Source organism: Pantoea allii, assembly GCF_046529425.1.
In the GTDB taxonomy this organism is placed as follows: domain Bacteria; phylum Pseudomonadota; class Gammaproteobacteria; order Enterobacterales; family Enterobacteriaceae; genus Pantoea; species Pantoea allii.
In genome coordinates, this window is the sequence record NZ_CP125958.1 from 2,426,089 (window position 1) to 2,451,182 (window position 25,094).

Annotated in this window: 22 protein-coding genes and 2 pseudogenes; 11 read left to right on the forward strand and 13 right to left on the reverse strand. The window is 51.7% G+C overall.

Annotated features, from left to right (window positions below):
• Nucleotides 1-639: 639 nt before the first annotated feature.
• Both QNH99_RS11415 and QNH99_RS11420 read right to left on the reverse strand, forming a co-directional pair.
• Complete coding sequence (locus tag QNH99_RS11415; RefSeq protein WP_410516682.1) at nt 640-1,380, reverse strand: GntR family transcriptional regulator; 741 nt, start codon at nt 1,378-1,380, stop codon at nt 640-642.
• A 98-nt stretch (nt 1,381-1,478) separates the two neighbouring features.
• Nucleotides 1,479-2,582, reverse strand: coding sequence for a sugar phosphate isomerase/epimerase family protein (locus QNH99_RS11420; protein WP_410516683.1), 1,104 nt, complete (start codon nt 2,580-2,582; stop codon nt 1,479-1,481).
• Between the two features lie 500 nt (nt 2,583-3,082).
• Between QNH99_RS11420 and QNH99_RS11425 the strand changes: the two genes are divergently transcribed.
• Genes QNH99_RS11425 through QNH99_RS11450 form a run of 6 tightly spaced genes read left to right on the forward strand, consistent with a single transcriptional unit; the run spans nt 3,083 to nt 9,003 of the window.
• Nucleotides 3,083-4,189: an ABC transporter ATP-binding protein gene (locus QNH99_RS11425; protein WP_145393220.1), complete on the forward strand. Its 1,107-nt coding sequence runs from the start codon at nt 3,083-3,085 to the stop codon at nt 4,187-4,189.
• 20 nt (nt 4,190-4,209) lie between these two features.
• The gene (locus QNH99_RS11430; protein WP_410516684.1) at nt 4,210-5,259 is read left to right on the forward strand and encodes an ABC transporter substrate-binding protein; all 1,050 of its coding nucleotides are present in this window, start codon (nt 4,210-4,212) and stop codon (nt 5,257-5,259) included.
• A 9-nt stretch (nt 5,260-5,268) separates the two neighbouring features.
• Nucleotides 5,269-6,096 carry an ABC transporter permease gene (locus QNH99_RS11435; RefSeq protein WP_145393222.1) on the forward strand — a complete coding sequence of 276 codons (828 nt, stop codon included), beginning with the start codon at nt 5,269-5,271 and terminating at the stop codon, nt 6,094-6,096.
• Nucleotides 6,089-6,913 carry an ABC transporter permease gene (locus QNH99_RS11440; RefSeq protein ID WP_063879644.1) on the forward strand — a complete coding sequence of 275 codons (825 nt, stop codon included), beginning with the start codon at nt 6,089-6,091 and terminating at the stop codon, nt 6,911-6,913. Before QNH99_RS11435 ends, QNH99_RS11440 begins: the two co-directional genes overlap by 8 nt.
• A gap of 16 nt (nt 6,914-6,929) precedes the next feature.
• Entirely contained in the window at nt 6,930-8,354 is a 1,425-nt protein-coding gene (locus tag QNH99_RS11445) for a M24 family metallopeptidase (RefSeq protein WP_410516685.1), read from the forward strand.
• 1 nt (nt 8,355) lies between these two features.
• The gene (locus QNH99_RS11450) at nt 8,356-9,003 is read left to right on the forward strand and encodes a flavin reductase family protein (RefSeq protein WP_410516686.1); all 648 of its coding nucleotides are present in this window, start codon (nt 8,356-8,358) and stop codon (nt 9,001-9,003) included.
• Nucleotides 9,004-9,237: 234 nt separating this feature from the next.
• Here QNH99_RS11450 and QNH99_RS11455 read toward each other — a convergent pair whose 3' ends face one another.
• The 6 genes from QNH99_RS11455 to QNH99_RS11480 all read right to left on the reverse strand — a co-directional run bounded on the left by QNH99_RS11455 (nt 9,238) and on the right by QNH99_RS11480 (nt 15,832).
• Nucleotides 9,238-9,774: a C40 family peptidase gene (locus tag QNH99_RS11455; RefSeq protein ID WP_109716349.1), complete on the reverse strand. Its 537-nt coding sequence runs from the start codon at nt 9,772-9,774 to the stop codon at nt 9,238-9,240.
• A gap of 363 nt (nt 9,775-10,137) precedes the next feature.
• Nucleotides 10,138-10,827: a hypothetical protein gene (locus QNH99_RS11460; RefSeq protein WP_410516687.1), complete on the reverse strand. Its 690-nt coding sequence runs from the start codon at nt 10,825-10,827 to the stop codon at nt 10,138-10,140.
• A 92-nt stretch (nt 10,828-10,919) separates the two neighbouring features.
• Entirely contained in the window at nt 10,920-11,537 is a 618-nt protein-coding gene (locus QNH99_RS11465; protein WP_410516688.1) for a hypothetical protein, read from the reverse strand.
• 624 nt (nt 11,538-12,161) lie between these two features.
• Nucleotides 12,162-12,875, reverse strand: coding sequence for an MgtC/SapB family protein (locus tag QNH99_RS11470; RefSeq protein ID WP_063879640.1), 714 nt, complete (start codon nt 12,873-12,875; stop codon nt 12,162-12,164).
• Between the two features lie 311 nt (nt 12,876-13,186).
• Nucleotides 13,187-15,514 (reverse strand): FdhF/YdeP family oxidoreductase, encoded by a 2,328-nt coding sequence (locus QNH99_RS11475; protein ID WP_410516689.1) that lies wholly within the window; start codon nt 15,512-15,514, stop codon nt 13,187-13,189.
• A 153-nt stretch (nt 15,515-15,667) separates the two neighbouring features.
• Nucleotides 15,668-15,832 carry a DUF2256 domain-containing protein gene (locus QNH99_RS11480; protein WP_410516690.1) on the reverse strand — a complete coding sequence of 55 codons (165 nt, stop codon included), beginning with the start codon at nt 15,830-15,832 and terminating at the stop codon, nt 15,668-15,670.
• A 190-nt stretch (nt 15,833-16,022) separates the two neighbouring features.
• On the opposite strand from QNH99_RS11480, the gene QNH99_RS11485 reads away from it, so the two are divergent.
• The 4 genes from QNH99_RS11485 to QNH99_RS11500 all read left to right on the forward strand — a co-directional run bounded on the left by QNH99_RS11485 (nt 16,023) and on the right by QNH99_RS11500 (nt 20,278).
• Entirely contained in the window at nt 16,023-17,324 is a 1,302-nt protein-coding gene (locus QNH99_RS11485) for a glycoside hydrolase family 10 protein (protein ID WP_410516691.1), read from the forward strand.
• Complete coding sequence (locus QNH99_RS11490; protein WP_145393229.1) at nt 17,321-17,758, forward strand: GNAT family N-acetyltransferase; 438 nt, start codon at nt 17,321-17,323, stop codon at nt 17,756-17,758. The genes QNH99_RS11485 and QNH99_RS11490 overlap by 4 nt, the downstream gene beginning before the upstream one ends.
• Nucleotides 17,759-17,871: 113 nt before the next feature.
• Entirely contained in the window at nt 17,872-19,101 is a 1,230-nt protein-coding gene (locus QNH99_RS11495; RefSeq protein ID WP_145393230.1) for an MFS transporter, read from the forward strand.
• Nucleotides 19,102-19,291: 190 nt separating this feature from the next.
• Nucleotides 19,292-20,278 carry a helix-turn-helix domain-containing protein gene (locus QNH99_RS11500; RefSeq protein WP_410516692.1) on the forward strand — a complete coding sequence of 329 codons (987 nt, stop codon included), beginning with the start codon at nt 19,292-19,294 and terminating at the stop codon, nt 20,276-20,278.
• Here the strand turns inward: QNH99_RS11500 and QNH99_RS11505 are convergent.
• Nucleotides 20,250-21,278, reverse strand: a complete 1,029-nt coding sequence (locus QNH99_RS11505; RefSeq protein ID WP_172897140.1) for an alpha/beta hydrolase family protein — start codon at nt 21,276-21,278, stop codon at nt 20,250-20,252. The two genes, QNH99_RS11500 and QNH99_RS11505, sit on opposite strands and share 29 nt — an antisense overlap.
• A 259-nt stretch (nt 21,279-21,537) precedes the next feature.
• Nucleotides 21,538-21,618: pseudogene (locus tag QNH99_RS11510) on the reverse strand (hypothetical protein); the annotation flags it as partial.
• Between QNH99_RS11510 and malG the strand changes: the two are divergent.
• Nucleotides 21,616-22,059 (forward strand): annotated as a pseudogene (malG, locus tag QNH99_RS11515) (maltose ABC transporter permease MalG); the annotation flags it as partial. The pseudogenes QNH99_RS11510 and malG overlap by 3 nt on opposite strands.
• Before the next feature lie 62 nt (nt 22,060-22,121).
• Here the strand turns inward: malG and QNH99_RS11520 are convergent.
• The 3 genes from QNH99_RS11520 to QNH99_RS11530 form a co-directional block, all read right to left on the reverse strand.
• A complete protein-coding gene (locus tag QNH99_RS11520) occupies nt 22,122-22,682 on the reverse strand; it encodes an RNA polymerase sigma factor (protein ID WP_063881174.1) in 561 nt (186 codons plus the stop codon).
• Between the two features lie 3 nt (nt 22,683-22,685).
• Entirely contained in the window at nt 22,686-23,105 is a 420-nt protein-coding gene (locus QNH99_RS11525) for a hypothetical protein (protein ID WP_410516693.1), read from the reverse strand.
• 222 nt (nt 23,106-23,327) lie between these two features.
• Nucleotides 23,328-24,941, reverse strand: a complete 1,614-nt coding sequence (locus QNH99_RS11530) for an alkaline phosphatase (RefSeq protein ID WP_410516694.1) — start codon at nt 24,939-24,941, stop codon at nt 23,328-23,330.
• Between the last annotated feature and the right edge of the window lie 153 nt (nt 24,942-25,094).

A 25,094-nucleotide genomic window follows, 5' to 3' on the forward strand; every position in this document is an offset into this window, starting at 1 on the left:
GAAATCATGATTTTTTCAATACAACAATTAGATACCACCTATAATTGGTAGGGCTTTATATGCGATTGTGAAGGGTAAAGGGTTGTGTAGCACATTGCCAGGAAATGCCTATAAGAAGCAGATCTTTTGTTAGTTCATGAAGTTCTCCGAAAGTGAACTGGTCTTTAAATTACAAATAATAAATTAAATCATACGGATAAAAAAAACATGACTCATGAACTGAATTTTCGCTCAACATAAGTTAAATAAGATATCTAATTACGTACTCAGATGGCTCCCCGGTATCACGGGCTCCTCACCTGCGCACTTTTATGTCTTGAAGCGCATTCCAAATCGATCGCGCTACGCGAAAACTGGCGCATAATCCCCCTGCGAGTTATTCAGAATTCACGTAGCGTTGCCAGTTTGAGTCTGGCCATTGCCACGTTTTTTTCACAGTAACCTCGCCACGTTTACCCGACATGCGTTTTGTTGGTTCTGTCCGATCTGTTTTCACTGCCGCTCGTTACCGTGAAAATGGCTTACGGCTAACAGCCTGTTGCCAGGCCATGCTCAGTTCCAGCCCGGATAACGTCATTCTCGATTAAGCCTCAAACCAACATCAGACTGAGTGCGGTTGCCTCGGCGTCGACAAGTTTGTCAGGAAAAATTCTCCAGCACCGACATAAATGAGTGACGGTCGCCCTGACCTGCCGTTAAGCGGACGCGGCTTTCAATGTCCGACAAATGATGTTCCATCAAATGCTGAGCCTGTTTAAGGTCGTTATCCTTTAGTGCCTGAACAATCATGCGGTGATGGTCTGCACCACAATCGTCACTGTGCTTTTCTTCATATAACGCCATCACCAACGATAACCGTGCCACAACTTTCGACAACATCTCGGTTAGTACGGGATTGCCGGCCAACTCCGCCAAAACAAGATGGAACTTACCGGATAAAACGGTTTTGGATTTCTCATCGCCATGCTGATGGATGTGCTCTTCTTCGTCGGTTAACGCCGTCAGCGCATCCAGTTGGGCTGGCGTGGCTCGCCGTAAAACCATTTCGAGCAGCAGCCCTTCGATTTTACGCCGCGCTTCAAACAGGCTTTTTGCTTCTTCAATGCCCGGCTCGGCAACAAAGGTGCCCCGGTTGTGCTTACGCTCCAGAAGGTGATCGCTTTCTAAAACGCCTAAAGCACCGCGAACCACAGTCCGGCTGACGCCAAAATGCTCGGCTATGGCTTCTTCCAGAATTTTGCTTCCCGGTTTGAGTGCGCCTTCGCTAATGGCCGCCGCCAGGGTGGCACGGATGCGCTCAGAAACATCGTCATGACCTTCTCCACCTGTCAACGCTGTGCCAGAAACTGCCGCACCTGCCCGACTGCGCGTTTTTTTCATCTCTTGTTCCTTGTCAGGCAATAGCAGGCATCAAGCCGCTATCGCACTTGTTGAAAACCGGATTGTACTATCTCTGTAATAATTTCGCTGCGCAAACCTCAGCTAAGCACAATATTCAGTCGGGCACATACCGCACGGATATGCTCAGAGGATTGTTGAATAAAGCCAATCGCCTGCTCAAAACCGTAGGACTGATACTGATAGCTGGGATAGCCGTAGTTCGCTGTTTCGTAAAACTCAAAGTCAGCCACTTCACCTGCCATGACCCGTTTTTCATACGCATTGAGCATCGCGAAGTAGGCCTCAAGTTCTTCTGACGTCAGGTCCGGATGACCTGCACGCCAGACAGGATCGTCAATCTGGATGCATTGTCGTGGGTTTGCATCACGGCGCTGATCGTCTGACGATCGGGCTATTTCCAGCGAGAGGTTTAGCTGTGGATTCACTTCCGCCAGTAAGGTAAGAATGGCGGTGAAATCCACTATCCCCGTGCCGCATGGCCGCGGCTGGAAATCAAGCCCGCCTTCCGCCCGACCAATATAGGCATCTTTAATGTGCGTCTGACGCACCCAGGGCGCAAGGCGGCGCGTTGCCCAGACCGGATGTTCCCCACGCTGCAACATGTTGGCGGTATCAAGCACCACGCCCAGACAATCTTCCCCGACCGCTTCAATCAGACGTAGAATCTCAAATGAGGTGATCTCATCATGGGTTTCTATGTTCATGTGTACACCATTAGCGCGTGCCACCGGCGCCAGTTTGCGCAGCACTTTTTCTGTGGCGCTAAGCTGCTCATCCCAGGTGACATCTGTACGAAAGCGATCGACCGCCAGCCGACCACGATAAGCCGGTTTGAAATTACCAGGTGACACCCAAAGCTCTCGGCAGCCAATTTCTGCCCCCGATTCAATCATCCGCGTTAACCCTGCGATGATATCGCCGTCGCCAATGTCACGTAATTCGGGTGATTCAGCGCTGCAATAGGGATTAATTTTGCCTAATCCACTTTCGAGGTAAAGGCCTGAATCATCAGCCTTTTGCCGGATATCACGCAGTTCAGCGATATCGAGCTGTGGGCTCATATCCAGTAGCGTGCTGAAAAAAATGCCACTCAGCCCCAGATTCTTCACATGATCCAGGCTGGCGAGCGGACCTCGTTTTTTTGCCTCCGGCAGCTTTAACCCATCAATTCCCAATCTCATAGACGAACCCTTTAGATGTCATTGTAGGCTGTTGCGTGCAAGCCTCATGCCACTCAAGGAACAGCTATGGCTAACTCCCTGATGCAAATAACTAAAAAGTAAATTAAAAACATTCGAATATTTTTGCGAATTATTTCCCGATTAATTCTGTACGGAATTACTCTTCTCTCAATCCCTTGTACAGCCTGCATTCTCGCGCGATTACCGCCTTTGCCGTTAACAAGCCCTGCTGCAGCGGTGGCATAAAATGACATCAGGCTGCACCAAATTAAGGAAGTTTCGCACTATAAAAGTGAATGCTGATCGATTATTTATGAATAAAAATTGAATCAAAGATATTCGCAAATACATACGAATAAGTTAATGAAAATAATTTGCATTAATAATCAACGTATTGTGCTTTTTCGCCTCCCCCTGTATTTCAGGCTGGCACGCCACTTGCAAAATTCCTCACTTCGACTTGATCGTTCCATTAAACGATGCCGTACCAGGGAAGCACTATGTCAACTATGCCTAAAACATCAGAACGTAAACGTCTTAGCGTTCATGGACTTACCCACAGTTACGGCAGCAGTAATGCTATCAGTGATATTTCGTTCACCATTGAGCCGGGTGAAATTGTGGCGCTGCTTGGGCCGAGCGGGTGCGGTAAATCGACCGTCTTGCGCGCCATTGCCGGACTGATTCAGCCCAAGGCAGGCAAAATCGTGTTAGGTCATCAGGACCTTGCGCAAATGTCAGCGCGCTCCCGTGGTATTGGCATGGTGTTTCAGAACTACGCCTTATTCCCGCATCTGACCGTGGCTGAGAACATCGCCTATCCCTTGTCTTGTCAGCAGATGTCGCGCGCTGAGCGCAAAGCGCGTGTGAAAGAGATGCTGACGCTGGTGCGGCTGGAAGAGTACGGCAATCGCCTGCCGCGCGAATTATCGGGCGGACAGCAGCAGCGTGTTGCTGTTGCCCGCGCCATTGCCGGCCGCCCTTCTTTATTATTGCTTGATGAACCCTTTGGTGCGCTCGACCGCGCCTTGCGGTTTGATCTCCAGGTTGAGTTACTGCACCTGCAAAAAACGTTGGGTATCACCACGCTGATCGTCACGCATGATCAAGAGGAAGCCCAGAGCCTGGCGAACCGGTTGGTGCTCATGAACAAGGGGAATGTCGAGCAGATTGATACGCCGATGGCGGTCTATGACCAGCCCAGCACGCTGTTTGTTAACACCTTTATTGGTCAAACCAACCAATTGCCGGGCACGGTGTTGCGCTTTGACAACGATACCACCTTAATTGGCCTGCCTGACGATATGACGCTGCGGTTGCCCAGGCGACTCAACTTTATTCTGGGCGCTAAGGTCATCATCACCTGCCGACCAGAAGACATCACCCTGATGCCGCACCCCAACGAAAACACGCAGCCGGTTACGCTGAGCGTGTCAGTTCCTTTGGGCCCGACGTTGCTCCACGAGATGACGCTTCCCTGTGGTGGCAGCCTGCGCGCGTCTGAAGTGCGTGGTGCCGGTACCCCGCTTCTTCGCCCCGGCGCGCAGTTGTTCGCCGAGATCAATACCACACGCTGCCATGCCTTTCCGGCAGAACCGCAATCCTAAGCGCATAAGAAGGAAAAACTATGAAAGACGTTAACATCAGTCGTCGTCGGTTCGGTCAACTGATTGCCGGGGCGACGGCAGCCTCACTGCTGCCGCTTTCGTTACGGGCATTGGCAGCCAATACGCAATCAGCCGTGGTAGCCACCTTCCCTGGCAACTGGGAGGACGCTTATCGCACGGTATTAACACCGATGCTGCAGAAAGAAGGCATTGGCCTGACGATTGCGCCAGCGATGGCCCAGGACCAGCTCGCGAAAGTGATGGCCAGCCCGGGCAATCCGCCCTATGACGCACTGCTGATGTCTCCGGGGCAAACTGACGTTGCTCTGCAAAATAATTTGATTGAAAAAATCGATCCTTCACGGCTGAAAAACTGGCACCTGCTCGATAAAAGTTTTCAGGGAGAATACGGGCCGACGGTGACCGTGGAAGTCAACGGCATTGCCTACAATCCCGATATGGTACCGAGGCCGGATGGCTATGCCGATCTGTTTGAGAATCCCAGGTTTAAAGGGCTGGTCTCCTGGACAGGGTTTGGCTCTAACACCGCCGTCATGGCCTATACCGAAATTGCCAAAATATACGGCAAAGGGCCAGATGATATGGATGCCGTGTTTCAACTGTTCCAGAAACACCCTGAGCAGCTAAAGAGCATCGTCGACAGCACCAATCACCAGATGACGCTGTTCCAGCAAGGTGAAATTGCGGTCTTTATGTGCAGCACCAGTAACGTCGCGCGGCTGAAGAGCCTGGGCATGAATGCCGAATTTGTGCATCCTAAAACCGGTACACCGGCGGCACCGGTCAACATTCACCTGACCAAAGGCAGTAAAAACGCAGAGGCGGTTTATGCCTATATGGATGCCGCTATCTCACAGGCCGCTCAGGATCAGTTCAAGCTACCGCCAGCAGAAATGTTTCCCACCAACAACAATGTGGCGCTGACGCCTGCCATCTCGGCCTACGTTACTCGCCAGGACCTGCCTTCGCTGGTTTATCCCGACTGGACCGCGATCAACAAAAATCGCGATGCCTGGATACGCAAATTCGATACGATTGTTGCTGGATAAGGTGGCGTGATGAAACAGAGCGGCTTTCCGTATGTGGTGCCCATGTTGTTGCTGTCCGTGGTGTTTTTCGCAACGCCGCTCGCTGTTTTAGTCGGATTCAGCTTTATCACCAAAAGCGGTATCACGCTTGAGCATTACGCTCGCTTTTTTGGCGATGCGTTTAACTTCCGCGTGCTGCTTAATACCGCAAGACTGGGCATTGAAACCGTTATTGGGACGACTTTGCTGGGGATTCCCATCGCTCTGCTGTATTGGCACAGCGGTCGCACAGTGCGTCAGACGATCATTTTCCTGACGCTGATACCGATGCTGACCAGCAACGTGGTGCGAACCTTTGCCTGGATTGTCATTCTGGGACGCCAGGGCCCTGTCAGTGATGCCCTTATGGCGCTGGGCATCACCGGCATGCCAACCAGCCTGATGTTTACCGAGCTGGGTCTGGTCCTGGCAATGTGCCAGATCGATCTGCCGTTAATTATCCTGCCGTTGATTGCGATTCTCACGCGGACTCCCTACGCACTCACGGAAGCCGCGCAGGTTTCAGGTGCAGGTCCGTGGCGAATTTTCGTCACCGTACTGCTGCCCTTAATGCTCCCGGGCTTACTGGCCGGCTGGATTCTGGTGTTCGCCAGCACCAGTAGTTCGTTTGTCACCCAGTCCGTGATCGGTGGCGCGCGCAATGTGTATGTTCCACAGCTGATTTATCGCGAAGTCGGCACGCTGTTTGACTGGCCATTGGCCTCTGCCATCGCCGTGGTGCTGCTGCTTTCTACTGGCTGCCTGCTGGTTGCCCTGACCATGATTTCACGCCACCGGAGACTGAGCGGCCATGCGTAATCATCGAGAAAACCCGGTGCCTGCTGCACTGTATAACCTGTTCGTCTATGGCTTTGGCACGCTTTGCGTTATCTATCTGGTTGCGCCCATTGTTATTGCCATCATGATGTCGTTTACCGCCGGTCAAACACTGAAGTATCCGCCCGAGGGATTTTCCCTGCGCTGGTACGAGGCCTTACTGGACCCCGTTCGTTCCGGAACGGAGCAGATCGCGGCCTGGAACTCCCTGAAAATTGCCGGGTTGGCGGTGTTGGGATCGCTGCTGTTCGCCGTGCCCGCCACCATTGGCATGACGCGAATGAAACGTAAAAGCGTCAATGCCATTGAACCATTACTGCTGGCACCGCTGGTGCTGCCCAGTCTGGTCTACGGCCTGGCGGCCTTAATCGTTGCCAACTTTTTTGGCGTGACACCGTCACTATGGTTAACGGTTACGGGCCACATCGTGGTGTTCGGCCCGCTGATGTATCGGGCAGCATCCGTGGTTGCGCAGGGAATGAATCCCTCTCTGGCTGAAGCCTCGACGGTAATGGGAGCGAGCTGGTTTATGACCCTGCGCCGCGTCACCTTGCCGCTGCTGATGCCGGGCATCACCGCCGGGGCATTTCTGGTGTTTATCCAGTCTCTGGATAACGTCACGGTCACGCTGTTCCTTGCTGACGCTCGCACCACAGTCCTTCCCCTGCGCATGTTTGCACTGATTGAAGAGTCGCTGGATGTTCGCGTTGCGGCCATCTCCGGCATTCTGATTGCGATAACCCTGATGGGCATGTTGGTCGCGCGCCGTGTACTGGCACCGCGTCCGCAAAACCCGTAAATAAAAAGGATTCACTATGACTACTCATGCGACTGCCGCCGCAGGATATCGCATCGGCGCGTTATTGGCTGATTTCCAGCCTGACTTCACGTTTTCCGCCCCGCCGCCCTTGCCGCTGGAGGAGTTTGAAGAGCGGCTGCGTAAAATCCGTCGTCAGGCCGTAGAGGCCGGACACGATGCGCTGATCGTTCACGCAGGCAGCGTGGGCTGGTTTCATGCGTCAAATCCCTATCTTCGCTATATCTGCGACTGGATGCGCGAAGGTGTGCTGATCATCCCCACAGATAACAATAAGCCCTTGACGCTGCTGTCGTTTTTCACCCAGTCAGTGCTGCTTCCGCCAGCCGGTGAGCCGCTGTTGGTCGAGGACATCTGGCAGATTGGGCCAATAGGCCGCGAATATGCTGACCGTCCCGGCGACGCGGTGGTGAAAACGGCCGAAAAATGTGCCGCGATACTGCGTCAGTTGGGATTAGCGCGTGCACAGATTGGCAAAATTGGCGATCGTACCAGCCTGACTTTCTGGGCGTCGCTGGAAATCCAGTTACCCGGCAGTCAATGGATTGCAGACAACGCCATTCTGGACCGACTGCAAAAAGTGCGCTCCGCGCGTGAAATCGAGATGTTCAGGGCGGCGGCACAGTTGATTAGCATCGGTACGCAAGCGGCTTACCATGTGGCGAAACCGGGTATCACCGATCATGAAATCTTTGCGGCCTTTACCGCCGCGCAAATGGCATTCGGTGGTGAGACCGGCGATGGCTATCAAATTGGTATCAATGCGTTTGGTACACACTGCGGCAAGCCTTACGGACATATTGTTCGTCCGGGTGACCTGATCAATTTGTATATCTCAAATGTCACCTGGCGCGGCTATACCGCCCAGACGGCGCGCATGATTGCCGTGGGCGATATTACCGCCCGCCAGGAGCTGGTGTTAAACGCCTGTACTGAAGGCGTTAAACGTGCGGAGCAATTCATTAAGCCGGGCGCGTTAATGCGCGATATCAACAATGCAGCCTTTGCGCCCATGATCGCGCAAGGACTGTTGACCTCACCCGAAGCCCGCAGCATGCCGTATAACTGGTCACCCATGCCGGACGGCGAGGCACGTTTAATTCCGCAACAGTATGTCCCGGATGCAGACTGGGAAGCACAGGGACGCAAACTCATGCATGTTTACCCTGCCACTCACGGCCCACATAACCCGAACCTGGGCCATTCAGTCGGCATGGCGGGCGGCCAAAACAGCTTCAACATTTCGTCTCACAATTACGATCGTCTGGAGGAAGGTATGGTGTTTGTGTTGCACACCCAATGGCTTGAGCCGTTATCGGCCGGTTGCAACATTGGGGATTGTTATGTGGTGACCCAGGACGGCTTCGAAAACCTTAGCCGCCATACGCCGCTTGAAACCCACCGTATTGCAGCCGGAGTTTGATATGAATTCGCACACCTGGTTTGATTTCGCGTCATTAGGCGAACGGGAACGCTACAAAATACTGATTGGTACGGTGATACCGCGCCCCGTAGCGCTGGTGACTACCGTTGATAAAAACGGGCACGCGAATGCCGGGCCATTTAGCTTCTTCAACGTGTTAACACACGATCCGGCCATTGTTGCTATTGGTGTCGAAAATTATGCCGATATGCGCTTTAAAGACACAGCCCGGAACATTCGTGAAACGGGCGAATTTACCGTGCATATTGTGGACCAGGCGCTGGTCGAACAAATGGAAGTTTGCGCGATTAAATTTGCGCCAGAGGTGAATGAACTGCGTGAAGCTGGCCTGGCTACCGTTCCGGGCAACAAGGTATGCAGCCCGCGCATTCTTGCCGCGCCAGCCGCGCTGGAATGCCGCCGACATACCACTTTGCAGGTCGGCCCCGCGCGCGAAATTATTCTTGGTGAAGTGGTCGGCGTCTATGTGCGTAGCGATGCGGTTAACCCGGAAAACCTGCACATCGATCAGCACCTTATGGACGCGATTGGTCGTATGGGTGGGAATACTTATTGCCGGACGCGCGATCAGTTTGATGTAAAAACGTTGACGCCCGAACAATGGGCATCACGACAAACCATTAAATAACGCGTTGCAAACAAAGGCATCTGTGGAGCCGCAGGTGTAACGCGCGCCTTTACACAGTAACCAATAGAAACACCAACCTGCTACATAACGGCTGCGTCGCCCCGTTAAGCGTGGCTGCAATACTAAGCACACTGAAGTGGGTGTGAACGGAGATAAGCCACCATTCTGTCGTGAGACGCGTGGCTGATTTCCCCACTCATGCTTTGCTCGGGCAGAACGCCTGTGTTCAACGCATTAACTTGCCCGATTCAGCGTCACCTGTGCGCCATATTCACGTGTCAGACGGCGAGACTGATAGTAAACGGATTTCCAGTAAGGATTATCCAGTGAAGAACGAATCACGCCTTTGCTGGCAGAGGCATGAATAAACTGATGGTCAGTATCGTAGAACCCAACATGCATACCACCGCCGATGCGGAAAAAGACCAAATCGCCCGGCTGCAAATGTTCCGGCGTGACGCGAACGCCCATATGCAGGAGATCGGCGGTAGTCACGCGATCCATCGGCAGATTAAAGCGGTCATGCAAGGTGCGCCAGACGTAGCCCGAACAGTCGACGCCCGACAGTTGCGTTCCGCCCCATTGGTACGGTGTGTCATGCCAGGTATGCATTTGGTCATGCAATGCAGCAACAATCGGGATTAAGTCAGGGTTTTGCGTTGAATCCGATGCGGAAGTGTCCTCGGGAGCGTCTGAGCGAGGATGATGACTGCAGCCGGAAATCAGCAATATAAGGCCGGAAAGTAAAAAGAAAGATGTTCTACGCTTCATCGAGTGATCCGCACAGTAAAGATAAGAGGCCAGCAAGTTAAGGGCTTTTATAACCTATTCAGAACCTTATAGAAACAACAGTAGTCTGGTTTACTGAAACTTACAATAGCGGGATGCTTAGATTTTACTCACACCCAAATGGTTGCATTTTATTACATGCAGTTGCATTTATATTTTGATTAGATATCCTCCTACTCGCTGTTAATCCAAAAACGCTTAACTACAGTAATAGAACGCAGGAAAATTTTTTGTAAATTTAATAGCTATTAAAAAATCAACCTGCGGACTTGTTAAACCCATTTTGTAATTATTGCTACCAGGCTTACCCCGCTTTCCTGCAAGCTCAAAATCCGGTTTGATTTTTTATTTTATGCCGCAGTAGGAAAGAGGGTAATAATTAAAGTTTCGATCAAATAAATCATATTCCACTGCGTAAAAAGAATGACCAACATCAGACATTCTCATGAGTATGGAAGGCATACTGATTTCTTTAGCAACACCATAGAGTATGCTGTTATTTTTTTCTCTGGCAATTGAGTACCAGGCTTTATACCACGAGCAAGAACGACTATCTTCCGGTAACATCAACTCTCCACCAGTATCATAAAAAACATCATAATTTTCTCCCTCGATTTCAGGGTATGTTCTAAAACAATAGGCGAGTGTTTGCTCCTGATTTTTACCATAATGTTCCACAGCGCAGTGTGATAGGTTTTTATAAAACTGACCTCTGAGTGTATAAAATCCTTTATGAATAATTAAATCTTTCAAACCTGAGTATGGGTAAATCACGAGCATGGTAAGTGACAACAGAAAAACAAAGAAGTAATGCCACTTCCTTTTTGTTAAGCTAAAAAAGAAAATCAGTACATATAAAAAAATAATAATAAATTTTATTGTTGAGTTTAAATGGCCAAGAGTGCTGTATTTTACGAAGTCAAAATATACAAAAGCACCAGGAAGTGCCAAGAGTAAAACCAATATAAACATAGCTGACTTTACTTTTCTTCTGAATTTATAATTACTTTCTTTTTTTGCCTTGAAAAATACCATCTTTTCCTCAATATTTACTTAATGACACAGTCGTTTTAAGCAATCTTTAATTCACCTTCAATTTAAAATACACTCACTTGCAAATTAAATGATTACTCCGGCCATGATCCCCATAGATCATCCATTTTATCTTCATATAATTCCGGGTTATCTTTTTGTTCTTTTTCAAAAAAAGCATTGAATTTAATATGCCAGAGATTTACCAGCTCATCTTCACCTTGTTTCGATTTAATAATATATGTAGGGGTTCGATATGTTCTATGGTCGTGAATGCATACGAATGCGACCTTTCCGTTCAGAGTCACCACACCTGGATAATTTGAATTTGAATCTGAAGAATTTTCATCAAGATAAAATCGAAATAAGCCTTTTCCTGTTTCAGCTTGCAATATGGTAGATGGTCCACCTGACGGGCTATCCATAACCCGTTGGATGTTGTTCAGCTGAATGCTTTTCTTTATTCGATGCTGACGGTAGACAAAGCTTATAAATTCATCTTTTCTGGTCATGCACAATGCAATCGTGTGTCGTGATTTATCAGGGCATGAGAATAATTCAATCTGATGTTTATCACAGAGCGTTGGATAGGCGGTTTCCTTTGTCTCTCTCCACGCTGAGGCGCTGATATGATAAGAGGAATAGGCTTTAGTGGCCAGAGTACTCAATGCGAATGTAGAACAGAAAATGAATGAATGTATAAAGCGCGACATTCCGTATCCTTTACAAGGATGAGACCGTGGCGGAAAAACTTCCTTTTTTTAACATCAAAAAATATCATTTATTAAAAATATAAACCACTCATGAGTCGTAAATTAAAAACACCCAAAAACTTGACTGGTGAATGTTAAACTAAAACCTGGTTAATTTGAGTGTGTTTAAAATAAATAAAATCATAATGAATTTCTTATTAGATAATTTTTTTCCTGTCCTTTGTTTACACTCTGTTTAAATACGGAAATCCATTAGCCTCCTGAATTGAATTGTGCAATCACATCCCAATGATGGAAATTTATTGACACAAAATCCAACATTAAAATATAAAAAGATACATATAGTAACAAAAACATATATCTTTAATGTATTAAGAAAGAAAAACATTAGCGAGATTAACATCCCCCCGAGGGTGTTGATTTTTCATTTTATATTCAGATGTCTCATACCAAAATAAGATATACTCGAAGAGGTTGTTAACAGCATTTCATTTTACATATAAATTAAAATTCAGATGTTTTTAGTTGAGTACTCTTGAGAACGTAATAACGACGCTACGCCAATTCTGACCCATACTTCCCCTGCCCGTTTCTCAGAATTCACGTAGCGACGCCTGTTTTACCCTACCCGTTTTCACCTGGATCAAGCCCGCACACCTGCCAGCGCACTGAACTGACACCCTTCTCCAGGCTGATACGGCTTACCAGACTTTCCAGCTGCCCGGTCATGCTGGGCTGTCCCATCACTTCGGCATTCACTTCCATGCGGTGCGGCGGGTCCAGATCTTCACTGTGGAGCGACTGCAGCCGCAAGCCGCTATTGCCCAGGCTGTGCAGCATCAGACTGCGCACCTGAACTTCATCCTGAGCCAGACAAACGATTTGCACTTTATAATGCTGTACCGCCTCGTCAGCCGACACGATCGACTGACGATTGATGCCCAGCGCCAGCTCGCGCAGCAGGATATTGGCGCACAGAATCACCATGCAGCCAATCGCGGCTTCGAGCAATAACCCCATGCTGCACAATACGCCGACGGCCGCAGTACACCATAAAGTGGCGGCGGTATTCAGGCCGCGCACATTTAACCCGTCGCGCATAATCACGCCACCGCCGAGAAAGCCGATGCCGGAAACCACATAGGCGGCTACGCGCGTGGCATCGGTGGCAATGCCCGGTACACATTGGGTCATCAGCACAAACAGGCAGGCGCCGGTGCTGACCAGCGCGTTGGTGCGTAAGCCGGTCATGCGTTGACGCAGTTGACGTTCGCTGCCGATGAGCGCACCCAGAATCAGCGCAGCCGACACGCGCAGTAAAAAGATTTTCCAGTCCATGATAAACCTCTCTCCGCCACGCAGTATGCGCAGGACGGAAAAGTAAAGATGAATAAAATGGATTACAGCAGGCGCTGATGCACAGAGCGCATCACGTTGTGGAGGGATGATTGTAAAACCGCCATCTTAACGCGCAGTTAAGACAGCCAGAAGACTATCTTACTGCAGAAGCCAGGTGTAATCGTTCGGGACTTTTGTCCAAGGTTGATTGCCTCTTGAGTAAAATTCGCGGCGATTGTATAGCCATCTGAGCAGAGATTTCCACTCAGATGGCTGTTCGTTAAGGTTTGGTTTATGCCAGCAGAAAGCGATTAGCGCAGGGTCGCCGCGTCCGCTGGTACTTCTGACCGGACTGGTTCCATCATCACCGGGGTGCTTTTATAGGAGGGAATACCGCTCTTTGTGTCGTAACTGTCCAGTGGGATCAGCACATTGGCCTCGGGATAATAGGCTGCGACAGAGCCGTCGGCCATGTCATGGACCGCGATGGTCAGATTATTGAGTCGACGATGGGTAGGCTTACCGTCCGGGTCCAGCGCAATGATGTTGACCTGATCGCCCATGCGAACCCCGTTTTTCTCCGCCTCATTTTCACTAATAAACAACACATCCCGGCGTCCTTTGATACCGCGATAGCGGTCGTCCAGGCCGTAAAGCGTGGTGTTGTACTGGTCGTGACTGCGTAGCGTGGTCAGCACCAAATCATGGCATTTGAACGATCGCGGATCTTCGTTGATGCCGTCCATGAGCAGGAACTGTGCTTTACCCGACGGCGTATGCCAGACGCGTTCCGACGCGCCATTAGGTAAACGAAAACCGCCCGGCTGCTGGAGGCGCTCATTAAAGTTGTCGAAGCCTGGCACCACCTTCTCAATGGCGTTACGAATGGTGCTGTAGTCAGCGATCATGCTGTCCCAGTCCACCACGGTGCCCGGCAGCGTGGCTTTTGCCAGACCGGCTACCAGCGCTGGCTCGGATTTCAGATGCGGTGAGGCGGGTTCAAGCGTACCGCGAGAGGCGTGAACCATCGACATGGAATCTTCAACGGTTACGCTCTGCGCACCGGATTGCTGCTGATCGATCTCTGTGCGTCCCAACACCGGGAACAGATAGCTGTGTTTTGCCAGCAACAAATGAGAACGATTCAGTTTGGTGGCCATGTGCACCACTAAATCCAGCTTGCGCATGGCAGGGAACGTCTCCTGCGGGTCGGACATGGCTTCGGCCAGGTTACCGCCCAGGCAAAGCAGGGCATTGATTTTTCCATCGCGAATCGCCTGCACGGCCTGAACTGCGCCGTGGCCATGTTTGGCTGGGGGTTTGAAACCAAACACTTTTTCAATGCTGTTCAGCAGGCTTTCTGTGGGAATCTCAGTAATACCCACGGTACGATCGCCCTGCACGTTAGAGTGACCGCGTAAAGGGCAGATCCCCGCGCCCTTCTTGCCCATATTGCCGCGCAACAGCAGCAGATTGGCAATCTGCTGAACATTTTGCGTGCCGTATTGATGCTGGGTAATCCCCATGCCATAGCAAATGATTGTGCGTTCAGCATTGGCATAAAGGTGAGCAATGTGCTGAATTTGCTCACGCTCCATACCCGAGATTTTCAGGATGTGCTCCCAGTCTGTCGCCGCCAAATCGGCTTTCAACGCGTCAATGCCCTGGGTATGTTCTTCAATAAAGGCGAGATCGAAGATGCCCGGATTGCTTTTCGCTCTGGCGTCCTCATCCATCGCTAACAGACATTTCATCACGCCTTTCAGCATCGCGGCATCGCCGCCTACCCGAATTTTGTAGTAGGTCGAGGCCAGTTCTGTTGAGCTCAGCGTCAGCATCTGAACCGGGCTTTGTGGTGCGGTAAAACGTTCCAGCCCGCGCTCGCGTAGCGGGTTGATCGCCACAATTCTGGCTCCGCGCTTTGCCACTTCCTGTAGGGTTGCCAGCATACGTGGATGGTTGGTGCCGGGGTTATGGCCAATGCAGATCACCAAATCACAATGGTCAAAATCATCCAGTTCCACCGTGCCTTTGCCTATGCCAATCGATTCAGGCAAGCCAACGCTGGTCGGCTCGTGGCACATGTTGGAACAGTCAGGAAAGTTGTTGGTTCCGAATTCACGGGCAAACAGTTGCCAGAGAAACGCGGCTTCATTGGAGGCGCGACCCGAGGTGTAAAACTCCACGCTGTCCGGATCGTTATAGCTGCGCAGCCGCTCGCCAATTTCGTTAAAGGCCGTTTCCCATTCAATGGGCTGATAGGTATCGCTGGCGGGATCGTACTTCATCGGATGCGTCAGCCTGCCCTCGCCTTCAAGCTCATGGGCGTTGCGCTGCCACAGGTCGCTGACGGTATGCGCAGCAAAGAATTCAGGTGTGGTGCGTTTACTGGTGGCTTCCCATGAAACCGCTTTTGCGCCGTTTTCACAGAATTCAAACGAGGAGGTGTGCTTGGGATCGGGCCAGGCGCAGCCCGGACAGTCAAACCCTTCGGGCTGGTTGACCTTGAACAACGCGATGACGTCCTGCTTGACCGCCATTTGTCCACGAATAGCGCCAGCCACCGCTTTCAGGGCACCCCAGCCGCCTGCGGCACCTTCATAGGAATGAATGCCCGATGTATTCTCTTGCTCTTTCATATTGCTCCACAATCACTGTTATTCGCTTTTCATTAAGCCTGGTACAGTAATCGCGATGGTGCGTGGGAACAGTGATGTAAATGTCAGGATAACTTTTGCTAAATGTTACATCGTTGCGTTTAGGCTGACTCATGGGCCGATTATGTGTCCTGATCAGGCTTGCAGCGTATTCCCTCGCCGTTGTCTTCGGCAGCGCTCGGAGCAATATTGCACCTCTTCCCAGCATTTCTCCCACTTTTTGCGCCAGGTCATCGGTTTCTGGCACTGTTTGCAATAGCGAACCGGCAATGACTGTTTATTGCCTTTATATGTTTTCATCTATCGCTCCTTTGCTCAGGTTACGCATTAGCATAAAAAGTATAGCCGCCGGGTAAGGCAAACTGCGTGACCTGATGCTGGCAGGGCTGATTGACTTTGCGGCAAATAGGATCAGAATAGCCTGCATCAAGGACTGCGCTACACGGAGTTTATCATCATCACCTTTCGCGACCTGTTCCGCTTCAACGCGGTGGTAAAAACTGGCCTGTTAGCCGCATCGGCCTTGCTGCTGGTCAGTTGTGCCTCTGAACCGCCTAAATCGCTGGTTACGCCCTTCCCGTCCCCCAGTAAACCGCCGCTGCCTTCTCAACCGGTGCAACATCATGAACCGGTGCGCGGCGTCTGGCTGACGACGGTTTCACGGCTTGACTGGCCACCGATCGCCTCCGTGAATATCAGCAATGACAACGTGCGCGTCAGTCAGCAAAAAAAAGCGCTGACCGATAAGCTGGATAAGCTGAAAAGCCTGGGCATCAATACCGTGTTTTTTCAGGTTAAACCAGACGGCACGGCCCTGTGGAGATCAAAAATCCTGCCCTGGTCAGACATGATGACCGGAAAGATTGGTCAGGACCCGGGCTTCGATCCGCTGCAGTTTATGCTCGACGAGGCGCACAGGCGCGGTATGCGGGTACATGCCTGGTTTAATCCTTATCGCGTCTCGGTGAATACCAAACCTTCAACGGTGGCTGAGCTTAACCGCACGCTGTCACAGCAGCCTGCCAGCGTGTTTGTGCTGCATCGCGACTGGATTCGTACCTCGGGGGATCGCTATGTGCTCGACCCCGGTATTCCTGATGCCCGGGACTGGATAACCAGCATCGTGGCAGAAGTGGTCAAACGTTATGACATCGATGGCGTGCAGTTTGATGATTATTTCTATGCCGAATCACCGGGTTCTGCCCTGAATGACAGCCAGACCTTTATCCAATACGGTCAGGGTTTTGCGTCCAAAGCGGACTGGCGCAGGCACAATACGCAGTTGTTAATCGAACAGGTATCTCACACCATCAAGCAGCTCAAGCCGAATGTAGAATTTGGCGTCAGCCCGGCTGGCGTCTGGCGTAACCGCTCCCATGATGCGGCAGGCTCGGATACGCGCGGTGCGGCGGCTTATGATGAATCCTATGCGGATACGCGCCGTTGGGTGCAGGAAGGCTTGCTGGACTATATTGCGCCGCAGATTTACTGGCCCTTCTCGCGCAGCGCTGCCCGCTATGATGTGCTGGCAAACTGGTGGGCTAACGTGGTGAAGCCAACCAAAACCCGCCTGTATATCGGCATTGCTTTATACAAGGTTGGCGTGCCGGCTAAAAATGAGCCGGAGTGGACGATTAACGGTGGTGTGCCGGAGCTAAAAAGACAACTGGATCTTAACGATTCCATCCCGCAGATCGATGGCACTATTTTGTTCCGGGAAGATTACCTGAATCAGCCGCAAACCCAGCAGGCCGTTAACTACCTGCGCAGCCGTTGGGGCCAGGCAAAGTGATCCATACCAGGATCGTCCCCGCATGCACACCGGCGCTGCAGACGTTGACGGCCCGTCTGTCAGCCGAGCTGTTGTCAATCACCGGCGACGACGGGACGCATCACTTTACTCCCTCAGACGACGCGCTATGGATACTGGCCACCGATGATGCGGATAACCCTGTTGGCTGCGGCGCATTGCTGCATGTTTCCCCTGATACGGCCGAACTGAAACGCATGTTTTCCACCCGACAGCGTGCGGGAACCGGCGCGGCGCTGCTGGCAGCCATTGAGCAACTTGCCCGGCAGCGGGGCTATAAAGCGATTCGGCTTTCTACCCGCGTCATCAATACCCGCGCAGTGGCGTTTTATCAGCGTCAGGGTTATCAGGAAACCGACCGCTATGGCGTGTATGTGGACAGGCCCGCCTCGGTTTGCCTGAGTAAAACATTATGAGCATTAACAATTATTTTACTAATTTGCCATAAATAGCACTTTTGTCAGCACCGCTGTTTTTTCGTGGGGTAAGATACGTCAACAAACGTAAAGCCGCCTATACGGAAATCCTCATGTCTGATTACTCCAGCGACGTAAAATCAAACCCGCCGGGCCTGGCCCCGACCGTTGACGACAGCCAGAAGATTCTGGTGTCGATTCTTGGCGCGGTGGCGGTTTCCCACTGCTGTAACGATTTTATCCAGGCCATGCTGCCGTCGATTTATCCTTTGCTGAAATCCAATTTTTCTCTCAGCTATGCGCAGATTGGCCTGATTACGCTTATCTATCAGATGACCGCCTCGCTGTTGCAGCCCTGGATTGGCCTGTATACCGACAAACATCCTAAACCCTGGCTGCTGCCCTCTGGCATGGTGGCAACCCTGTTCGGCATCGGACTGCTGGCAATAGCCCCGCACTTCTCCGTGGTGTTGCTTGCTTCGGCGCTGATCGGCGTGGGTTCCGCAACCTTTCACCCTGAAGCCTCCCGTGTGGCACGCATGGCATCGGGCGGGCACTTTGGTACGGCGCAGTCCACCTTTCAGGTCGGTGGCTATATCGGCACGGCCTTTGCGCCTTTAGTGGCCGCGATGCTGATTATTCCGCATGGGCAACTGGCGGTGGGCTGGCTGATGTTGATTGCGCTGTTTGCAGTCATTGTGCTTTCCGGCATCAGCCGCTGGACGGTTAAGCACGGCCATGCACACATGAAAAAACATAACGGCCAGTCACTGCGATCGCTGTCCCCGCGAGATGTGAAACTGGCGTTGTCGGTGGTCGGTGTGCTGCTGTTGGCAAAATTTACCTACATTGCTTCTATTAGTAACTACTACATTTTCTATCTGGTTGAGCGTTTTCAGCTCCCGATCCCTCAGGCTCAGATCTACCTGTTTACCTTTCTGGCCGCCGTGGCGATCGGCACCCTGGTGGGAGGGCCGGTCGGCGATCGTATTGGTCGTAAGGCAGTGGTCTGGATCTCGTTTCTGGGCGTTATCCCGTTCTCGCTACTGATGCCGCATGCCAATCTGTTCTGGACCGCCGTGCTGACCGTCTGTATCGGTCTGGTCTTTTCATCGGCGTTTGCCGCACTGGTGGTGTATGCGCAGGAAGTCCTGCCGGGCCGCACCGGCATGGTGGCCGGGATTATGTTTGGCACCATGTTTGGCATTGGCGGGATTGCGGCGGCGGCGCTGGGGAAATTTGCGGACTGGTACGGCATCACCACGGTGTACAACGCCTGTGGCTTTCTTCCACTATTGGGCTTTGCCACCTTACTGATGCCCGATACACGTCGCGTTAAATAACGGCACAGACAGGCAGCGTGCTGCTGCCTGTGCGTTTTGAAGCGCCCGTTTATCCCGCAGCCTGTGCATTTTATTGATAAAGCAAACGAGCGTTTCGCTAACCTGTGGTGCAGCAAATATGTCAAGATAACGCCAACACACTTTGCGGACGCATCGCATGTTTTCCATTCCCTTCCCTGTTATCACGCTTTTGGCACTGCTGATTTTAATGATGTTGTTGATGGTTTCCGGGCGGCGCGAATACCGCGGCGCGATGCTTTTTATCGCCGCCTCAGCGCTGCTTATCGCGCTGGGCATCATCAGATGGGAGTGGCATTTCGCCCTTTTGAAACCCTTGCAGGCACTATTGGCAACCTTCTTACCGGCTGTGGCATGGTCTTGTTTTACCGATCTCACATATTACTCGCGTGCACGTCGCCTGAGACTGGCAACCCTTCCTGTATACGGTATGGTGTTCATCCAGCTGTTTCTTCCCGCGCTAACAGATTGCCTGCTTTTTATCCTCTACGCCGGGTACGGCATTGCACTGCTGCGTACGGCAGGAAACGGAGCCGATTTCTTTTCAATATCACGCTTTAGTAAAGCTTCTCTTACGCAGAAGATGATGCTGGCCGCAGGATGCTTCCTTTGCTTTTCGGCCCTCGCCGATGCGGCAATTAGCCTGAGAATAGATATCGCGCCCGGGTTGATTGCCGTGTTTCAGGGCACACTACTGCCTTTGATTTGCCTTGCGATTTTGCTCGCTGCCAAACGTCTTCCGGAGCCGAAGCACCACACCGAAACTATGACGCCCTCATTGGCAGACAGCAACCCGCTGCAGGATGAATCACTCGAAGCGTTGTGTCTGGAGTTGGAAACGCAAATTCGTGAACATGATTACTATCTTGATCATGATCTGACCCTGAATAAACTCGCACGCAAACTCGGCATCCCAGCCCGGCAAATTTCTCGTGCCGTGAACGCCACGCGACAGTGTAATGTTTCGCAGTGGCTCAATGCCTTTCGGGTGGTAAAGGCGCAGGAGATGTTGTGCCATCCACATTTGAAAATCACGGATATCATGCTGGAAACCGGCTTTATAAGTAAGTCGAATTTTAACCGTGAATTTCTGCGCATTACTGGCAAAACACCAACCGCATTCCGCCAGGCTATGGCTGGTAATGAAGTGCGGTGTTAAGGAACCCGCTGATTTCATTCGCCAGTATTTTATGTAACGCGCTGCGGCTGACGCCCGCACCGTCATGGCAAACTTCCCCTTCACCGGGTGCGCTTTTTTCAATAAGGCTTTCGCCTTGCGGTTTACATAACTGCATAAAGCTGAAATGTGTTGCACCTGGCACTACTCTGTAATTCACAACGTACTGCATAAGATTATCACTAAGATATTGTGATTCCAGGCTGGCGGGTAGCGCTGGCGAGTCAACACCTGCAGCCAAAACCAACACTGGCGAGGTCACCTGTGTAAGGCTGACGCGCGTTAGTCCTCGCGCCAGTCCAAGATCCAGCGTGACGACAGCCTTTATTCGTGGGTCCCGAAGATTCGCTTCCAGCTGTCCCGCTGTTAGCGCGTGCTGAATGCCCAGTTTTTGCGTGAGCCGACAGCTGGACAGTTCAGCATGTTGCAGGCAGTCAGCAACAAACTGTTGAGTATCAAAACGCGCTCCAGCTAATTCCATCACTGTCCAGCCGCCAAGGGAGTGCCCGACGGCCGCCACTCGGTCATGATCAACGTATCCAGCAAGGGAAGGATCGGCCGTAATCATGTCCAGCGCCTTGACGAGATCCTGCGGCCGTTGCCAAAGTTGCTGAGCGTGCGCGGCGGTTAAATCCTGAGTGGTTGTGCCGGGATGGTTAGGCACGACCACGATATAACCCTGAGTGGCCATCGCATCAGCAAGCCATGCAAGGTTGCGCCAGTTCCCGCCATAACCATGAGATAAAAGTAACAAGGGATGGTGCCCGGCGGAGGGTTCTGCATTTCTTATCACATTCACTCCTTCAAAGGCAGGATTATCCGCAACCAACTCTAACGGCGAGCGCGTCTCGGTGGGATACCAGACCGCAACTTCAAAAGGGCGTTGGTTTTCGCCTATTTTGAGTTGTCGAAAGCCGTTACTGGCTATAACAGATACGCTGAATAACAAAACAACTGCCGGGATCAGTAAACGCATAAACATAATTAAGACTCCTGATGTGGTAGAGCCTTTCTTGTATCAGCGCCGTCAATGATGTGCGTCCTCAAACGCGATCGCGTACCTAAAATTAACTGTTTAGGTTAGAAATTGTGCCTGGCAAGGCTGCAGGAACGTGCCCGTAAATGGAAGGAATGATGGGCAGACTCCGCATCGTGATGTTATTACCCCACTGGACAGACATTAGGCGTAAAAAGGTGCGCCTTAGCGCGTAAGAAGCAACAAATCAGCACTGTAGGAGTGATTAACCCTTGCCTTTAACACTGCTGATTAATGTTTGCCGCGCGGACGTCGAGCCGAGCCGTTCGGCCTCATCCGGCAATACCTGCCGTTTATTGGGCTGAATACGCATGGCGGCGTGATCTTTGCCTATCTTGGCGGCATCGCGCTGCATGTCTGGACGATAAAGGGCTATTTTGAAACCATAGACAGTTCGCTGGAGGAAGCGGCTGCGTTGGATGGTGCGACGCCGTGGCAGGCGTTTCGACTGGTGCTGCTGCCCCTGTCGGTGCCCATTTTAGCGGTAGTGTTTATTCTGGCGTTTATCGCTGCGGTGACTGAAGTGCCGGTGGCCTCGCTACTGCTGCGCGACGTCAACAGCTACACGCTGGCGGTGGGAATGCAGCAATACCTTAACCCGCAAAACTATCTGTGGGGCGATTTTGCCGCCGCCGCCGTTCTCTCTGCGATTCCTATTACCCTGGTGTTCCTGCTGGCGCAACGCTGGTTGGTGAACGGCCTGACCGCCGGTGGCGTGAAAGGCTGATCTTGTCATTCTTGTAACGACCAGATGATAAGGCGCACTCTGGCGGCCAGTGGCCGCCTTTTTTAGTCGTTATTTACCAGATCGTCGTAGACCGCACGCAAGCGCATACGCAGATACAGCACCGCTTTATGCTTACGCGACAGCAAGGTCTGAACACTGATCCCGGTTGATTGTGACAGCGCTTTATAGCTGATCCCCTGTAGTTCTGTCTGGTCAAACACCTCAAACTGAGCGGGCGGAAGTTCGGATAATGCCTCTTCCAGCGCGTCCCAGAGCAGTGCTCTGAGGTAATCATCTTCAGGCGTTTGCGGAAGGCCAAACAGGGTTTCAGCCAGTTCATTTTCTACCGCCTCCTCCTCATCGTTTTCCCTGAAGACGGAAAGCGGCAGTTCCCGCTTCTTACGTGCCCGGTCCGTCATTTCATTTCGCGCTGCACGAAACAGCCAGGCGGAGATATTCTCAACCGGCTGTTCCACACCCATCAGCTGACAGGTAATTTCCTGCAAAATATCCTCAGCCTCATCGCGTGCTGAGGTACGGGCGCGAATAAAAGAGTGGAGTTTTGTTCTGCAGAGCGTAAGCGCTTTTATCCATGATGAGGTTTGCGATGCGCTGGCCTTCATCGTCTACTCAGTCCGGGCATCATGGCTGTCATTGGGAGACGGCGGCTGTTCGTTACGGGCTTTATCCCGGCAATGGTGTCCCCGATGACCAAAACCGTCACGACGTTGCTTCATAAATGCGTCTCGTTGTTCTGGTGTCATCTGCATCCAGCGCTCATGCATACGGCGTCGGGCATGGCCAAACATCCCCGGCCTGATCCCCAATCCGCCAAACAGAATCCGGCACAGTAACAACAGTCCCGCAGCCTGCCAGAAACCGATCGTTTTGACCCCAATAATGGTGGGCAGTAAGGCGTTCCATAGTGACATGACCAGCAGACATAGCGCGACAATTAAAACGACACCGACGATCAATGGCTTCGCCAGTCGGTTTCTGCCCATACCACGGGCATGACGGAACGGATGGTTATCAATATCTCTCATATCAGGGTGACCTCATCAGTAATTAACAATCCTGTGTGATGAGGTAGACGAATGAGGCGGCATAATATTGCTGACGTTTTGAAAAAAAGCGGCAGACACGGGATGGTTGAGTTCATCACGATGTTAAAAAAAACGGTGCCGGTCAGCTATCGCCACCGGCACCGGGGGAAAGGCGTGGATCAGAAATCCGTAAAACGCCTTGTTTCTTATGACGTTGTCACATCAGGATTTACTGGCCTGCTCCGGCGTGATTTTTTCAACCGCCTTTCCTTCCAGCACGGCCTTAACGACGGTAAAAACATCGGTGTTATCGATGTAATTGCCATCATTCAAACCGACATGTCTGGCATAGCCCGCATCGTGTCGACGTACACGTTGGGCAAAGGCTTCAGCCCCCACACCTTTCGCCCACAGCGGAACCAGTGCGTTGGAGTGATTACCGGTCGGACGGAAAGAAATACCGGGCATCGCGCCTTTACCTTTATTGATGACAGGCTGGAACGCGGTAGTCTGCGCATCGGGCCCCATCGGCATACCGTTATCGTGGTCCGTTGTCACGATCAGCAAGGTCTCATTCCAGTTGCTGTTTTTCTCGACCCATTCAATGACGGAGGCAACGGCGTTATTAAAATCGGCGCTTTCTTCAATCAGGCGGCCGTATTCAACGCCCACACAATTGGGGTTATACGTATTGCCCCAGTCGCCTTTGCCGCTACAGGCGTTGCTGGTATGCGCAGACCAGTCGGTCGCCCCACCTTCTACCATCATGAAGAAGCCAGCCGGATTTTTACTCAGGTGCTGCATCGCGCCTCGGGTCATCATATTCAACGTTGGCACGGTGGTAATAAATGCATCGCCGGACGGGTTAGCGGCATCTTTACCGACAAACTCAGCCTGACGTCCCTGCTGCAGCGTACCGTTGGGTGCCACATTTGGCGATCCCAGCAGCGGGCCGTCATAGTTCAGAGAGCCATTAGCCAGTTGGGTGAACGCTTCTGTACTGCGTACCATTTTCCACGGCTGACCGCCTGCCGGTGCCAGCTTACCGGCACGCAGCTGATCCCACTCGGCGTTCGCCAGATAGCGGTTCGCATCAGCGCCACAGCCTGTCCTGGATTCGTTGTGTGCCAGATGCTGGCAATCCGTTCCGTTCACATTAAAACCGGGTAGCCCGGTTCCCATGATGAGATCGAGCTGACCGGCGGTGAGCATTTGTCTGGCGATCGCGTGGTAGTCATTACGTGACGCGTTTTGCGCCCCAAAGGCGGCTGGCGTAGCGTGCGAGAACGGCACGCTGGTGACTACGCCCGTGGCTTTCCCCTGCGCTTTGGCGGTGAGGGTGACAAAGTCGACCGGCTTGCCGTTATTGTCGACGTTAATGGCGTTGTTATAGGTTTTTATCCCCGATGCCAGCGCGGTGCCTGCAGCAGCGCTGTCGGTAGGGTTAATGGCCAGATATTCATAGCCTTTAAAGGGCAGATCCCTGTTATCTGTTTTCGTGGTATCCCAGGCTTTCTGCGCATCGTAATTAACCAGGGATTCATCGCTGTGTGTCGCCTTTTTCGACGCATTAAGCGGATAGGTTGTCATGGCATATTTTGCCGGAAATCCGGCATAAGGCGTTTTGTCGCGCCCGCCATATTGCCAGTATGCTGTTGCATCCCATGTTCCCCACCCTGCACCGTCGTTAATCATGACAATCACGTTTTTCGCTTTCATCTCGACGGCAGGTGCGGCTGCACTGGCTGTTATACTGCCCAGCACCAGCAGGCACAGGCTTAATTGACGTCGTGAAAATGTTGCAGAGGCATTGTATTGACGAAGTTGGCGTGACATAAAACTCTCCTTATAATTGCAGCAACCGCCTGAACGCAAAACAGGTTTCAAATGATTTCAAAAAATGTCTTTTTGTGACTTCGTGGCTGCGCAGTATTGCGGCACGGTATGACAGTTTTATGAAAACCTTCGGTTGATGAACGGATTATTTCC